The sequence below is a fragment of the Mesorhizobium sp. M1273 genome, assembly GCF_040318195.1.
Lineage (GTDB): Bacteria > Pseudomonadota > Alphaproteobacteria > Rhizobiales > Rhizobiaceae > Mesorhizobium.
Map to the genome: position 1 here is coordinate 45941 of NZ_JAMYLV010000003.1, position 14439 is coordinate 60379.

Below are 14439 nucleotides of genomic sequence, written 5' to 3' on the forward strand. Positions count from 1 at the left end.
GAGTAACTGGCCGCTCAATGTGCAAGGAGGCACTTTTTTGTTACCAAGGCACCCGCACCGCACCGAGGACTGCCGCGCCATCTCGGAAATCCTGCAGCGCGTCGGCGACAAATGGACGGTGCTCGTGGTCGGCAAGCTTGGCAACGGGCCGCTGCGTTTCAACGAGTTGCGCAGCGCGGTCGGCGGGATTTCGCAAAAGATGCTGACCACGACCTTGCGCGGGCTCGAGCGCGACGGCTTCGTTACACGCACCGTGTTCCCGACCATCCCGCCGCGGGTCGACTACGAATTGACCGATCTTGGCTACGAACTGCTGGTGCCGGTCGATGCGCTCGGCGAATGGGCACGCAAGAACACCGAGCGCGTCAAGGCGGCGCGCGAGAAGTTCGACGCCATGCACAGCTGAACCCTTGTGCTGCAAAGGTTTGAACCTGCCCGGGAGCCTCCGGATGAGCGCTACTGCTGTAACTGCATCTTGGTCTTCGGCAGCTTCTCGATCCGGTTCCATTTCGGGTTGGGACTGACCACCCTGCCGCCAATCGTGCAGGTCGTGGTCGTCTCCTTGCGGCAATTGCTCACCGTCGTGCCGCTGGTGTCGCATTTCGTCGCCGAGCAGATCTCGCACTTGGCCGCTTGCCCGTTGATGGTGCGGTTTTCCGACGTGCAGGTGGCACCTGGATCGCCTTTTTTGACCTCGGCAAAAGCGCTTGCGGACGACAGGCAGAGCAAGGCTGCAAAGGCACCCGCCAGGGCAGCGTTCAGCATGTGTTGACGCATTGTCTTTCCTCCCAATATCCCGTCGGTCGCGCTGCAGGCGCGCATGCGGGAAACCCGTTAGCCAAAGACCACGCGGGATCGCTGTCCGCATCCCCCGCGCGGGAGAGACGGCTGTTTAAATCCGTCTTCTGGAATCAGGCCGGGTCAGCCTTCGGCCGGAACCGCCTTCGGCTTGCCTTCGCCGTCCAGCGCCACCATGACGAAGTCGGCATGGGTGACCTTCTCCATCAGGTCGGAGAGATAGCGCTGCGCCCAGGCCTCGACCTTGAGCGTCATCGAGGTGCGGCCGACGCGTTCGACATGCGTATAGATGCACAGCGTGTCGCCGATCTTCATCGGCTTGGCGAAGGACATTTCCTTCACCGCCGCCGTCACCACGCGGCCCTTGGCGCGCTCGGCGGCGCGGATGCCGCAGGCGAGATCCATCTGCGCCATCACCCAGCCGCCAAAAATGTCGCCTGCCGCATTGGCGTCGGAAGGCATGGCCAGCGTCCTGAGCGTCAGATCGCCGATCGGCCGCCCGTCCGCGTAATGCACCATTTGGCCAATCCTCTCGAAGCCGATTGGCCCGATCCCGTATCGTCATGGCACGGACAGGTCAACGCGCCACTGGACAGGTCGCGGCCTGAAGTTCGGCTATCGGTCGACAGTGTTGAAAAGATGCTGTGCGGAGCGGGACGTAGGCATAGGCGTTGCCCTCGCGGATAACATGACCTGCCTGGAAAGCGCAGGTGCATGCCTGCGACGAGCAGGCCATCCGCCGACACCATGTCGAGCACCTTCTTGCGTGTGGCGATTTGCGGCCTCCTGGTCCACGTCGAAGGCGATTGCCCATTCCGGATGCGCAAATTGCAGCGCGGAGGCGTGGATTACGTCAGTGAAGAGCAGCAGGTGGTTGGCCCTCCGAACGGCCTCGCTGAGCCCCGGCTTGGCCGCCTACTGGACAGGTTGCCGGGGTTCGAGCGCTCGACGCAACGTCGGCGCCTCTTGCTCGATATGATCCCACAGACGGTTCGAGATCGGCCCGTGCGGCCGGTCGCGGCGGCGCGCCACCACCAACTCCTCGGTGCGGCCTGGCAGATGACGGCCGGCAACGGATTGCAGGCGTCCGTCGCGCAGCTCATCCTCGATCAGGAAGCGGGGCATGTGGCCCCACGCGAGGCCCTGCAGGATGATTTCCTTCTTCATCCCCTGGTCGGCCACCATGCATTGCGGCGCACCCTCGATCATGAAGTAGTCTTGTTGCGGTGAATGGCGGGCCGTGTCGCGCATGACACATTGGGTGAACGCGTGCATCTGATCCGGCGTGATGGGGTGCTTGATCCGCTCCGGTAGAAAGCCCGACGCCACTACTGGGACGAAGGGCACCTTGCACAGATCGATCCATTCCACCCGCGGATCGGTCTTGTCGATCCAGTGCAGGATCAAATCGGCTTCGTCATCGAAGAGGCGCTCCCACGGGCCGCCCACCGCCTCGAAGTGCAGATGCAGGCGTGTGCCCGGACACTGGGCGAAGAACCGTCCGAGCATGCCCAATGCCTGCGGACGCGGGCAAAGGTCGCCGATCACCACATGGATCTCGCTTTCTTCGCCCATTGACAGCTGAGCAGCATGAAGCCGCAAGCCCTCGAGCTCGCGCAGCAGCAATTGTGCCCTGCGATGGAACGACAGCCCTGCCTCGGTGGGGCGCACGCGATAGCCGCTGCGATCCAGGAGAACGAGGTCGAGTTGCCGCTCCAGCTTTGCAACGGCTGCGAACACAGCCGGGTGCGAGCGATGCAGCATGGCCGCCGCAGGCTGAAAGCCGCCGCAGCGGACCACCGCATCGAAGCATTGCAGGTCGTGCAAAGTGAATTCGGCCATGTCAGCTTCTATTACAGAGATAGTCCTATCTTTGTAATATCCTCAAAAGCGCGCCGCAGCTAGGCTTTGCCACATTCAACGCTCCAAGAAGGAAGGTGTATTCACCATGAATGAGCTGGATTTCGTGACCGTCGGCGATGGCACACGCATCGCCTACCGCATCGACGGCGACGCCGGGAAGCCCGTGCTGATGCTGTCGAATTCCATCGCCACGACGCTGCGGATGTGGGACATGCAGGTCGGCGAGCTGTCGAACCATTTCCGTGTTCTGCGCTATGATTTTCGCGGCCACGGAGGGTCGAGCGTTCCGGCCGGCGCTTATTCGCTCGACCGGCTTGGCCGCGACGTGATCGAGTTGCTCGACACCCTGGGCATTGAACGCGTACACTTCCTCGGTCTGTCGTTGGGCGGCTTCGTCGGGCAGTGGCTCGGCATCCACGCGCCCGAGCGGATCGAGCGCTTGATCCTGAGCAACACCTCGTCCTACCTCGGACCGGCAAAGCAGTTTGACGAGCGGATTGCCGCCGTGCTGCAGGCGCCGGATATGTCCGAAACCGCCGAGATGTTCCTGGGCAACTGGTTTCCTGCGCGTATGCTGGCGGCCAACGAGCCCGTCATCGAAGAATTTCGCGCCATGCTGCTGGCCATCGACCGGCAAGGCTTGGCTGGTCTGTTCGCGGCGGTTCGCGATGCGGACCTTCGCCGAACCGTAGCGCTGATTTCCAGGCCAACGTTGGTGATCGCCGGCCGGCACGACACTGTGACAGCCGCCAGCCATAGCGAGTTGATCGCGGCGACGGTGCCCGGCGCGAAACTGGTTGTCCTGCCCGCGGTCCACTTGTCGAATGTCGAGTACCCCACCGAGTTCATGGAGGCCGTGGTTGGTTTTCTGCGCTGAGATGGAGCACGACAGGGATGCTGAGTGAAACCCCGGTTTGAACATCCCCGCATGGACCGCAACCTATGATGCGCTAGCGCGCAGTGCAGGCTAGACTGGGCAATATCAATAGCGGATGACGGCTGACATGGAACTTGGCTTTCGCCCATTAACGCCCGATCTGTGGCCGGCGCTCGAGGACCTGTTCGGTGACAGCGCCGTCTGCAGTCGCTGTTGGTGTATGTACGGACGGATCGGCAGTTCTTATCGAAAGCGACCCGGCGAGGAAAACAAGGCAGCGTTCCGGCAGGCCGTCCAGCATGGTCCGCCTCCGGGTTTGCTCGCTTTCGACGGCGATACAGCTGTCGGCTGGTGCCAGGTGACACCGCGAGATGCCCTGCCCTGGCTCGATCGGCTGTGGCAGCTCAAGCGCGTGGATGACAAGCCGGTCTGGTCTTTGTCCTGCCTCTACGTGCGAAAAAGATACCGCAGGCGAGGCGTAACATCCCAGCTGATTGGAGAGGCTCTGGAAATCGCAAGGCGCGCAAATGTGCCTGCGCTCGAAGCCTATCCTTTCGAGGCCGACGTATCGCCGAGTGCTTCCGGCAGCGGATATGCCTCCACCTTCGCGCGCGCCGGGTTCAGGGTCGTCGCTCGCAGAACGCCGACCCGCCCGATCATGCGCTATGATTTCAAGCAGATTGCCGATCATCGCCTGTAATGCTTGGATCGCTTGCGAGGAAGCTCAGGCACTTCGAAATGAAGCCGGATCGTTTTCAACTTTTGGTCAGAGGCACAACGCGGATTGGTTCACACGACGCAAGCCGTTCTCGGGCGCTGCGAAGTCAGCTTTCCCATTCAGCATGTTGACCACCATGGCAGAGGAGGAGCTGACGCCCTTTGTCGACGACACTTACCGAACGACGTCCCGACATCTCATTTCTGATGGAGCGGTCATCTATATTCCTTATCGGTTACATTTTCTGCCAAGCGTGCGAGAGCATCACCTTGGCTTTTCATTTCCGTCGCATTGCCTGCTGACACGATCGACAGATGGCTTTTTGCGGCAGAAATCAGCCAAGGTGATCCTGTCGCTGAACGAAAGTTGGAGCATCGCCTTCGTCGTTCTGCTGTTGGGCGAATATGTCGTCGAAATCGCCGAAGACATCTACGCCGCAGTACCTGATCTGGACGCTTCAGCCTATGCCAGTTTTGTCCGACAGAACCGAGACGTAATGCGTGCAATGCGCAGCAAGGCCACAAGCTATTGGAATGCCTATTACAGGCGTGCTTATCCCAACCGGAAATCCTATCCAGCCATTGCTGTCCTCAATCAACTCGATGCGTGGGCAAGTTAGGTCTTCATCAATCTTCTTGGCGCTGAAAGTCGAAATTCAAACGAAGTTGCCAGTCGCTTTTTTCACATCGGATGCCGGAAGACCCGGCGACGCCGCGCCGCGCTCAAGTCTAGGCTAGAGCTGAATTCCGGAGCCGGCCCATCCACCATGCAGACCTATGACTTCATCATCGTTGGCTCCGGTTCGGCCGGCTCGGTCCTGGCCGAAAGACTGTCAGCCTCGGGCCGCTTCTCGGTGCTGGTGCTCGAGGCCGGCGGCAGCGACCGTCGCTTCTACGTGCAGATGCCGCTCGGCTACGGCAAGACCTTCTTCGACCCGGCGGTCAACTGGAACTACAAGGCCGAGCCGGATCCCGGCCTCGCCGGCAATGCCGACCACTGGCCGCGCGGCAAGCTGCTCGGCGGCTCGAGCTCGATCAACGCCATGGTCTGGATCAGGGGCGCGCGCGAGGATTTCGACGCTTGGGCAGCGGCCGGCAATCCCGGCTGGGGCTTCGATGACCTGCTGCCCGCCTTCAAGGCGCTGGAGGATAACCAGGCCGGCGCCGACCAATGGCGCGGCGTCGGCGGGCCGCTGCATGTCACCGACTGCTCGACCTCCGTCCATCCGCTCACCAAGCGCTATCTCGCCGCCGCCAACCAGGCCGGCCTGCCGCTCAACCCGGATTTCAACGGCGCCTCGCAGGAAGGCGTCGGCATCTACCAGATCACCACCAGGAACGGCCGCCGCATGTCGGCGGCGCGCGCCTTCCTGCGCCCGGCGATGAAGCGCAAAAATGTCCGCGTCGAGATCAACGCCCTGGCGACAAAAATCCTGTTCGAGGGCAAACGCGCCGTCGGCATCGAATATCTCCAGAATGGCGCGACGAAAACCGCCCGCGCCGGCCGCGAGATCATCCTGTCGGGCGGCTCGGTCAATTCGCCCCAATTGCTACAGCTTTCCGGTGTCGGCCCGTCGGCGCTTCTTGGTGCGCTCGGCATTCCCGTCGTTCACGCCAACGAGAATGTCGGGGCAAACCTGCAGGACCATGTCGGCATCAACTACACGTTCAAGGGCAGGCTGCCGACGCTCAACCAGATCCTGCGCCCGTGGTGGGGCAAGCTGCTGGTCGGCATGCAATACGTGTTTTTGCGCTCAGGCCCGCTGTCGCTGTCGATGAACAATGCCGGCGGCTTCTTTCGCACCGATCCGGCCACGGCACGGCCCAACATGCAGCTCTATTTCCAGGCGTTTTCAACCGTCATTCCGAAGAGCGGCGAACGCCCGATCCTGACGCCCGATCCACGGCCGGGCTTTTCCATCGGGCTGTCCAATTGCCGTCCGTCGAGCCGCGGCGAAATCATGATCCGTTCCGCCAATCCGCGCGATTATCCCAAAATCGTCGCCAATGCCTTTTCGACCGAGGCGGACGTCGCTGAAATGCTGGCGGCGGTGAAATTCGTCAGGAAGATCGCCTCGATGCCGGCGATGGCCGAGATCATCGAGGAAGAGGTTTTGCCCGGTCCCTCGATCACCTCCGACGCGGATCTCATTCAGGATTTCAGGAAGCGCTCGGGCACCGTCTATCACCCGGTCTCGACCTGCCGCATGGGGCCGGACGCGGCGCACGCCGTCGTCGATCCGCGCCTCAAGGTACACGGCATCCAGGCGTTGCGCGTCATCGATGCCTCGATCTTTCCCGACAACATAACCGGCAACACCAACGCCGCCGCGATCATGACCGGATGGAAGGGCGCCGAACTGGTTCTGGAGGATCAGAAATGAAAATCACCGACGTCAAGACCTGGGTGGTCGGCAATCCGCCGCCCGGCATCGGCGGCAAGTATTTCATCTTCGTCAAGCTCACCACCGATGGCGGCGTCGTCGGCTATGGCGAGGCCTACAACGCCACCTTCTCGGCCCATGTCACGGCGAAAATGGTCGAGGACATGGCCGAGCGTTATCTGATCGGCCGCGACCCGCACGATATCGAGACCTTCTTCCGCCGCGCCTATTCATCCGGCTTCACCCAGAGGCCCGACGTGTCGGGCATGGGCTGTTTCTCGGCGCTGGAAATCGCCTGCTGGGACATTATCGGCAAGGAGGCCGGCAAGCCGGTCTACAAGCTGCTTGGCGGCCAGGTACACGAAACGCTGCGTTCCTATACCTACCTCTACCCGCACAGCGGCAGCGTCCATTCGGAGGACGCCCGCGGCAAGAACGTCTACAACGACCCAGATCTGGCCGCCGCCTGCGCGCTCGAATATGTCGAGCAGGGTTTCAATGCGGTCAAGCTTGACCCAGCCGGCCCCTACACCGCCTTCGACGGCCACCAGCCGCGCCTCGTCGACATCGACCTCTCCGCCCGCATGGTTAAGGCGATCCGCGAGGCGGTCGGCACCAGGGCCGACATCCTGTTCGGTACGCACGGCCAGTTCACCGCATCGGGCGCGCTGCGCCTCGCCCGCGCCATCGAGCCCTATGATCCGCTGTGGTTCGAGGAGCCGGTGCCGCCCGACATGCCCGAGGTGATGGCGCAGGTCGCCCGCGCGACCTCGATCCCGATTGCCACCGGCGAGCGGCTAACAACCAAATTTGAGTTCGCCCGCGTCATCGAGAACCGTGCGGCGACCATTCTTCAGCCCGACCTTGGCCGCTCCGGCGGCATTCTCGAAACCAAAAAGATCGCCGCCATGGCCGAAGCCTACCACATCCAGGTCGCGCCGCACTGCTACTGCGGACCGATCGTCGGCGCCGCCAACATCCAGCTTGCGGTGACGCTGCCCAATTTCCTCATTCTGGAATCGCTGAAACAGTGGGACGGTTTTCACGCGAAGCTGCTCAAGAAGAAGATCGAATGGCTGGACGGCAACGTCATCCCGTCGAAGGAGCCAGGCCTCGGTGTCGAACTCGACGAAGCCGTCTGCGAGGCGCATCCCTGGACCGGCAAGGACCTGCATTTGCAGATGCTGCAGACGCCGTTGATGCCGTGAGCGCGCGTCAGAGCTATGCCTTCGTCGGTCTTGGCCATCTCGGCGGCCAGTTCGCCGCCAACCTGATCCACAACGGCTTTGCCGTCACCGTATTCGACCTCGACCAGGCGGCCGTCGAGCGGCTGGTGATGCTTGGTGCCGATGCCGCCAACAGCCCGGCTGATGCCGCTGGCCGCGCCGGCAATGCCATCACCTGCCTGCCCTCGCCAAAAGTCAGCGAGGCGGTGCTGGCCGGCCCCGGCGGATTGCTCGAAGGCCTGCCCGCAGGCGGCAGTTGGATCGAGATGTCGACCAATGGCCAAGACGAGATCTTGCGCCTTGCATCCCTCGCCTCGGCAAGAGGCGTCGAGACGCTCGAATGCCCGGTCACCGGCGGCGTGCATCTGGCAGCCGTCGGACAGATCACCGCGCTGGTCGGCGGCGACATAGCGCTTTATGCGCGCCACCGCCCTGCCGTCGAGGCGATGTGCGCGCGCTCGTTCCTGATGGGTCCGGTCGGCTCGGCGGCGGTGATCAAGGTCATCACCAACATGCTGGCCTTCATCCATCTGGTCGCCGCCGGCGAAGCGCTGATGCTGGCCAAAAAGGGCGGGCTCGACCTTGCCCAGTCCTATCACGCCATCGTCGCCTCCTCCGGCAACAGCTTCGTCCATGAGACCGAAAGCCAGCTGGTGCTGAACGGCTCCTACGACATCGGCTTCACCATGGACCTGGCGTTGAAGGATCTCGGCTTCGCCCTCGGCATGGGTGAAAAATTCGGCGTTCCGCTCGAGCTTGCCTCGCGCGTCGACGCAATCTTCAGGCAAGGCAAGCAGGCCTATGGCGGCAGCGCCTGGTCGACGATGATCGTGAAACTGCTCGAGGATGCCGTCGGCACCGACCTGCGCGCACCCGGTTTCCCGGCTAAACTCGCAAGTTGATATTGGCCGGATTATCAATCGATTTCAGTCGATTGGAGAGATCGCCGGAACCAGAGCCGCAGTCAACTGAATCAAAGACTTAACAGCTTGATTCAATATCTCAGCGTCAATGCGCCGGGCAGGATCTCGAAAGTCGCTGGTATGCGACCCGGCGATTCGCCGTCTATGTCGATCAGCGCGGCGTTCTTTTGCAGATCGCCGAGCGGCTCGACAACCACTTTCTTGCCGCGCAGGATGGTGATCGCAGGATGGTTGCGGTGCCGCCCGCCATAGAGCAGGCGGATGTCCCAGATCAGCTTCAGCTTGCCGGCGGCGCGCAGGATGACGATGTCGAACTCGCCGTCGTTAAGCTCGGCGTCGGGCGCGATCATCATGCCGCCGCCGAAGAATTTGCCGTTGGCCACCGCCACCAATGCCATGCGCGCCTCAACCGGGGCACCGTCGTCGATGGTGATCGCAACCTCCTGGAACCGATAGCGGAGGAATTCCCAGACCGTGCGCCAGTAGAACAGTGCCTTGGCCGAAACCTTGCCCTTGCGCCTGTCGGCGTTGACGGCACGGTCGGTAGCGCCGGAAAGCCCGAGGCTGGCGATGTTGATGAAATGGCGGCTGGCCAGTGCGCCATGGTCGTCGACATAGCTGATGCAGCCGGCATCGACCTTGCGCGGCTTGGCCTCGGCAATCCGCTTCAGCGTCAGATCGACATTGTTCGACAGGCCGAGCCCGCGGGCAAAGTCGATGCCGGTGCCGCAAGGCAGCAGCCCGAGTTCGGCCGTCCGGCCGCTTTCCCGGAAAGCCTTCAGCAGCCCGTCGGCGACTTCGCTGGCGGTGCCGTCGCCGCCGGCCGCGATCACCAGCTCGAAGCCGATGGCGGCAAGGTCGAGCGCCAGCCGTTCGGCATCCCCCTCGGCCTGCGTTTCACGCAGCTCGAAATCACCGAAATGTCTTTTCAGCGAAGCCGCAACCTCGGGCCAATGCCGCTTGAGCCTGCCGCCGCCGGCGATCGGATTGAGAACCACCGCGACCTTCAAGCCTGCCTCCCCAAGGCCATCGAACACGCCTTCCAATCATTTGCCGGCATTGAAGCCCGCGCCGGCCTGCGGGGCAAGGGTCGATTACCCGACAATGCGGCTTCGGCATCGAGGCGGCAAATCCTGACCGGCGGCGGCAGAGATCGGAAAGTCGCTATTTTGGCAGGGTCAGTCCCCGATAATCCCGCTATCCACAGGCATGCGGCAGTTCCGCCAAACGCTTATCCGACGTACGTTAAAACCCATCTCAGGCGGCTACCGATCGCCACGCCGAAAGGCAAAGCGGAACGGCGGATTTCCTGAGGCCCGTACGGCCCTGAACGAGAACAGGCTTGCTTGTTGGAGGGATGGACGCCGAGACCTACGGGGCCGCGGAAAGCGTGCGAACGCCGACGGCGGACCGATGCTGCCATGAAGGACGGCAAAAACCTTCGATGGCGCGCTGGGCAAAGCTCGCAAGAGTGGAGACCGGCGTGGTCCGGAACGGACGCTGCCCTCGGGTGGCGACTGGCAGGACCGTCAAAATCAAGGCCGGCATGGCGCGACATCTTTCGGGAGTTGCTGCCGCGACCGTGTCCTGATCTGACAGGGAGGCGCTGGGAGAAATCCCGGCGCCGACTGTCTTTGTGGCCCCGCCTGACGATTTTGCCGGCGACGCTTCACGCTGCGCCAAAATCAGCTACTATCCATTTGTCGTCGGGGGCCGTTTAAAGGGGCTGACGGCAGGGGGACATTTCATGACGCTCATCCAGAAGCTTGCTGTTGCCTATGCTTTCCTGTTCTTCGGCGTTGTTGCCATCGGCTATGTGCCGGCTTTCAACGACGCCGGCGGCAATCTGTTCGGCCTGTTCTCGCTGCAATGGTACGACGATTTGCTGCACGCCTTCTCCGGCGTCTGGGCGCTGGCCGCCGCCTTCATCTCGCACCGCCAGGCGGTGTTCTATTTCAAGCTGTTCGGCTCGGTCTATCTGTTCGACGGCGTGCTCGGCCTGGTCACCGGTTCCGGCTGCCTCGATGGCGGCATCTTCATCAACGGCTTCCGCTCCCTGAACGACATCGAATTCCCGGCCCGCTTCTTCGCCAACCTGCCGCACATCGTCATCGGCGGCTTCGCCGTCTACGTCGGGTTCTGGCTGTCGAAACGTGTGTACGACCATTTCGCCACGGCCTGACCGGCCATGTTCCTGTTCCGCTGGCTGAAGCGCATCATCAAGGCGATCCTCTGGCTCGTCGTCATTGTCGTGTTGATCCCGATCGCCGGGCTGGCCTACGGCTTTCTCACGACGCCGTCGCTGGACACAACGCCATTGCCGGGCGTCGCCGAGGGTGCCCCGCCAAAGGCGCTGGCCGACAAGATCCGTGCCGAGATCCCCGGCTACCAGCGGCCGGAGGAATCGACCTTTCTTACCTATCCGGAATGGGCCATCGTCTACGCCGCCCGCGAATATGCCGGCTTCGTCGACAAGAACCAGCCGAGCGGTTTTCCCTATCTCTCCTATATCGGCCGCTTCTGGCAGGACTATGCGATGGTCATCCGCGCCAGCTCCACCTACAAGTTCAACCTCGACAACCACCAGATGCTGGTGGTCATCGGCACCAGCCACACGATCGAGCACGCCATCCAGTGGGCCTATGAAAATACGATCGGCCGCGTCACCGAAGCGACAGCCGGCAAGCGCACCGCCGTCGACATCTACCAGGCCAAGGTGGCGGCCGATTATGCCGGTTTTCTCGACCAGGTGCCGTGGTACCAGTTTCCCTATGCCGAAAAGCGTGCCGGCCTGTTTGCCGTCCAGCCGGCAGCGGACGACAGCGCCGTCCGCACCAGCGAACGCAAGCTCGCTTTCGGCCTCGCCGACACGATCAAGCAGGGCTATGCCGATCTGATCAAGTCGGCGCTCGCCGCCACCACCGATCCCGCCTTGCTCGATATTCATGTCTGGGCCAAGGGTCCGGTCGGCGAGGTGACGCGCAACGAACCCGACACCTTGCTGGAGCGCGATCTCGGCGCCGACGGCGCGATCTTCGTCACCAGACGCTATCAGGTGTTCACCGACATGATCCCGCGCCTGATCGGCAAGGGCGTCTCCTTCGTCGAGATCGGCGGCAATGACGAGATCATGGTCACCATGCTTTCCAATGACGAGATCAATGTTCCCGAAGGTGCACGCACCTTGTTCAGCTACCCGCTTCCGGCGCAACCTTCGACGCGCCGCACCGGCCTGACCGTCGCCGTGCGCAAGCTGCACATCGTGCTGCCGGCGCTGATGACGGCGGGCGCCAGGCTCGAGCATGTCTACGATTACTGAGGCCTTTCGGTCACAGTCGGCCTCGGCAGGACGTTGCGTGATGCTCCGTCACGCTCATTCCACAATCGCGGCCAAATCCCGCCTTGTTCCGCAACGATTGATGATGCCGTAGACACGTTGTCTTGCGCACATGTGCCAGGCAACTCGGAGGGACACGACCGTGATCAAGACCGCCCTTGTCGCCATGACCATCGTCGGCTGCGATTGCGACGCCAGGCTTTGCGAATATATCGGCGAGACGCCCGCCAAATGGTCGACCATCGCCGAATGCGAAGCGGCGATGAAAAGCCAGATGCTGCACGAGCGCAATTTCGACTATCCGCTGGTCTCCGGCATCTGCCGGATACAGAACTCGTCTTCGTCATCGCAGCTCGCTGCGACCGCTTCCGAGCCTGAATTGACGACGGCCAGTACGGCCGCGACAGACCCGCTGCCACCGGAACTGAGCCATCGGCCCAGTGCAGCGGTCGGAACGCAAGTGACCGCGACGGAAACAGAAGCCGTCCGGCCGGTCGCCTACGAAGCGGCGGTCGATGGCGGCCGCGCCGTGGTCTACCGCACGAAGGCCGGGTACGCCGTGGTCAAGACCGATCTCGGCCGCGCCGCATCGGCAACAATCGGCTTCGCCAGGCGTTCGGCGAACTGGCTGGCGGCGAAGCTGCCTGACGGTCTGTAGCCGCCGCTTCAGGCCGTGCCGATCAGTGCCTTGACGGCGCGATAAAAAATCGACGAAAACAGCTCGCCCGGATCGTATTGCAGCTTCTTCGCCAGGAAGGACGGCAGTTCCGGATAGGAGGCAAGCAGCCCCTTGCCTGTGTAGTGGAGCTGGTAGGGCAGGAAGAAACGCCCGCCATGCTTGATCGTCACGTCGATCAGCGCCCTTGTCAGCGCCCGCATCCTGGCATTGCCGTCAGCGTTTGTCGGCTGATTGATGTAGAGCACCAGCGAATAGGCCGGCTCCGGCGCATAATTCAGCGCCACATCCTCCTTGTGGACGATGCGTACCGACGCGTTGAGCACCGGCAGGGTCTGGTTGCGCAGGATCTCGCGCGCTTCCGCGATGAACGGGTTATAGGCCGCCCGCGGGATGAAATACTCGTGCAGGATGTCGGTCTCGTCGAGCAGATCGTTGAACAGATAGGGCACTGAATCGTGCATCGGGTTGTTGCGGGTGACCAGGCAGGCCTCGCCCTCGCCCATTGCCGTCGTCCGCGCCACCGTGCAGCTCTCGAATTGCGGCTCCAGCGTCTTTTCGGTGAACCATTTCAGCTCCTGGAACAGGCTGCCCCATTTCGCCAGGTTGATGATCACCCGCTTGAGCCCGACCGAACCCGGTTCACCGATTGCCGGCTGGTCGGCCGGCGGCTGGTCGGCGACCTTGTCATAGCGGTAGACGATCATATCCTCGAGGAAATTGCCCGGCGCAGTCGACAGATGCCCATAAAACAGACCGATCGCCCTGTTTGGCTCCAGAACCTCGGCGAAGAACGTCGGGAAATCGTCCGATTTTATGATCTCGCGCGAGGTCCGGTAGACGGCGTTGTCGACGATGTCGAGTGTCGCCTCCAGCACCACGCCGAACAGGCCGTAGCCGCCGACGACGTGGCGGAACAGCTCGGTATTTTCGGCCGGTGAGCAGGTCGTCACCGAACCGTCCGCCAGCATCACCCGCATCGATCGGATCGAACCGGCGACCGAGCCGGCCTGGTGGTCCATGCCATGCGCGTTGACCGACAGCGAGCCGCCGACCGAAAAGATGTCGGTCGACTGCATCGCCTTCACCGCGAAGTGCGGGTGCAAAAGGTTCTGGATGTCGTGCCAGCGCGCGCCCGGCTGCAAGGTCATCGTCTTTGCAGCCGGGTCGATACTGACCTTGTTGAATTTACGCATGTCGAGGACCAGCGCGTTGTCGTCGAAGGCGTGGCCGCCCATCGAATGGCGCACCGCCGCGACCGAGACCTTCAGGCCATTGGCGCGGGCAAAGGCCAGCGCGCTCGCGATGTGGTCTTCCTTGCTGACTTCGATAACGCCGTAGACCGGTGTCATCGACAGGCCGCTGGCATCGTTGATGTTGCCGCCCTTGGTCAGCCATGGCAGCGCCGGATCGTAGGCTGGCGGGCCCTCCAGCGGCTTCTGCGCCAGGTCGATTCCGTCAATGTCGGCGATGCGCCCGGAATTCTTCTGCCCCGACGGACCGCGCGCCAGCCGCGCCACGGTCGTGCCGCCCCAGAGCATCGCGCCGCCGACCACGGTCGTACCCAGCAGCAGCCGCCGCGACAGGCGAAACCCCTTGCGTTCTTCGACCATAGCCCCACCCCACTGCCCCAGGAAT

The 14439-nt window shown here is 62.7% G+C and carries 15 protein-coding genes; 10 read left to right on the forward strand and 5 right to left on the reverse strand.

Annotated elements, in window-relative coordinates; genetic code table 11:
- Positions 1-37: 37 nt before the first annotated feature.
- Complete coding sequence (locus NKH30_RS04520) at positions 38-406, forward strand: winged helix-turn-helix transcriptional regulator (RefSeq protein ID WP_023678378.1); 369 nt, start codon at positions 38-40, stop codon at positions 404-406.
- 50 nt (positions 407-456) lie between these two features.
- On the opposite strand, the gene NKH30_RS04525 is transcribed toward NKH30_RS04520, so the two are convergent.
- The 3 genes from NKH30_RS04525 to NKH30_RS04535 form a co-directional block, all read right to left on the reverse strand.
- On the reverse strand, positions 457-777 hold the full coding sequence (locus NKH30_RS04525; protein ID WP_352541039.1) for a hypothetical protein: 321 nt from the start codon (positions 775-777) through the stop codon (positions 457-459).
- 144 nt (positions 778-921) lie between these two features.
- Positions 922-1317, reverse strand: coding sequence for an acyl-CoA thioesterase (locus NKH30_RS04530; protein WP_023678380.1), 396 nt, complete (start codon positions 1315-1317; stop codon positions 922-924).
- Between the two features lie 396 nt (positions 1318-1713).
- On the reverse strand, positions 1714-2640 hold the full coding sequence (locus tag NKH30_RS04535) for a LysR family transcriptional regulator (protein ID WP_352994387.1): 927 nt from the start codon (positions 2638-2640) through the stop codon (positions 1714-1716).
- Positions 2641-2746: 106 nt separating this feature from the next.
- Between NKH30_RS04535 and NKH30_RS04540 the strand changes: the two genes are divergently transcribed.
- From NKH30_RS04540 to NKH30_RS04565, 6 genes are all read left to right on the forward strand, one after another.
- Positions 2747-3538, forward strand: coding sequence for an alpha/beta fold hydrolase (locus tag NKH30_RS04540; RefSeq protein ID WP_352994389.1), 792 nt, complete (start codon positions 2747-2749; stop codon positions 3536-3538).
- Between the two features lie 127 nt (positions 3539-3665).
- Complete coding sequence (locus NKH30_RS04545; protein WP_352994392.1) at positions 3666-4238, forward strand: GNAT family N-acetyltransferase; 573 nt, start codon at positions 3666-3668, stop codon at positions 4236-4238.
- Positions 4219-4875 (forward strand): hypothetical protein, encoded by a 657-nt coding sequence (locus NKH30_RS04550; RefSeq protein WP_352994395.1) that lies wholly within the window; start codon positions 4219-4221, stop codon positions 4873-4875. Before NKH30_RS04545 ends, NKH30_RS04550 begins: the two co-directional genes overlap by 20 nt.
- Positions 4876-5022: 147 nt before the next feature.
- Positions 5023-6639: a GMC family oxidoreductase gene (locus NKH30_RS04555; protein WP_352994398.1), complete on the forward strand. Its 1617-nt coding sequence runs from the start codon at positions 5023-5025 to the stop codon at positions 6637-6639.
- Complete coding sequence (locus tag NKH30_RS04560; RefSeq protein ID WP_352816082.1) at positions 6636-7847, forward strand: mandelate racemase/muconate lactonizing enzyme family protein; 1212 nt, start codon at positions 6636-6638, stop codon at positions 7845-7847. Before NKH30_RS04555 ends, NKH30_RS04560 begins: the two co-directional genes overlap by 4 nt.
- Positions 7844-8767 carry an NAD(P)-dependent oxidoreductase gene (locus tag NKH30_RS04565; protein ID WP_352819934.1) on the forward strand — a complete coding sequence of 308 codons (924 nt, stop codon included), beginning with the start codon at positions 7844-7846 and terminating at the stop codon, positions 8765-8767. Before NKH30_RS04560 ends, NKH30_RS04565 begins: the two co-directional genes overlap by 4 nt.
- Before the next feature lie 92 nt (positions 8768-8859).
- Here the strand turns inward: NKH30_RS04565 and NKH30_RS04570 are convergent, their stop codons facing one another.
- Positions 8860-9798, reverse strand: coding sequence for a diacylglycerol/lipid kinase family protein (locus NKH30_RS04570; protein WP_352683501.1), 939 nt, complete (start codon positions 9796-9798; stop codon positions 8860-8862).
- Positions 9799-10535: 737 nt separating this feature from the next.
- On the opposite strand from NKH30_RS04570, the gene NKH30_RS04575 reads away from it, so the two are divergent.
- From NKH30_RS04575 to NKH30_RS04585, 3 genes are all read left to right on the forward strand, one after another.
- Positions 10536-10970 carry a DUF4383 domain-containing protein gene (locus NKH30_RS04575; RefSeq protein ID WP_023719157.1) on the forward strand — a complete coding sequence of 145 codons (435 nt, stop codon included), beginning with the start codon at positions 10536-10538 and terminating at the stop codon, positions 10968-10970.
- Positions 10971-10976: 6 nt separating this feature from the next.
- Positions 10977-12107 carry a hypothetical protein gene (locus tag NKH30_RS04580; RefSeq protein WP_352836587.1) on the forward strand — a complete coding sequence of 377 codons (1131 nt, stop codon included), beginning with the start codon at positions 10977-10979 and terminating at the stop codon, positions 12105-12107.
- 160 nt (positions 12108-12267) lie between these two features.
- Complete coding sequence (locus NKH30_RS04585) at positions 12268-12783, forward strand: hypothetical protein (protein ID WP_352994401.1); 516 nt, start codon at positions 12268-12270, stop codon at positions 12781-12783.
- Positions 12784-12791: 8 nt separating this feature from the next.
- Here the strand turns inward: NKH30_RS04585 and NKH30_RS04590 are convergent, their stop codons facing one another.
- Positions 12792-14414: an FAD-binding protein gene (locus NKH30_RS04590; RefSeq protein WP_352994404.1), complete on the reverse strand. Its 1623-nt coding sequence runs from the start codon at positions 14412-14414 to the stop codon at positions 12792-12794.
- Positions 14415-14439: the final 25 nt, after the last annotated feature.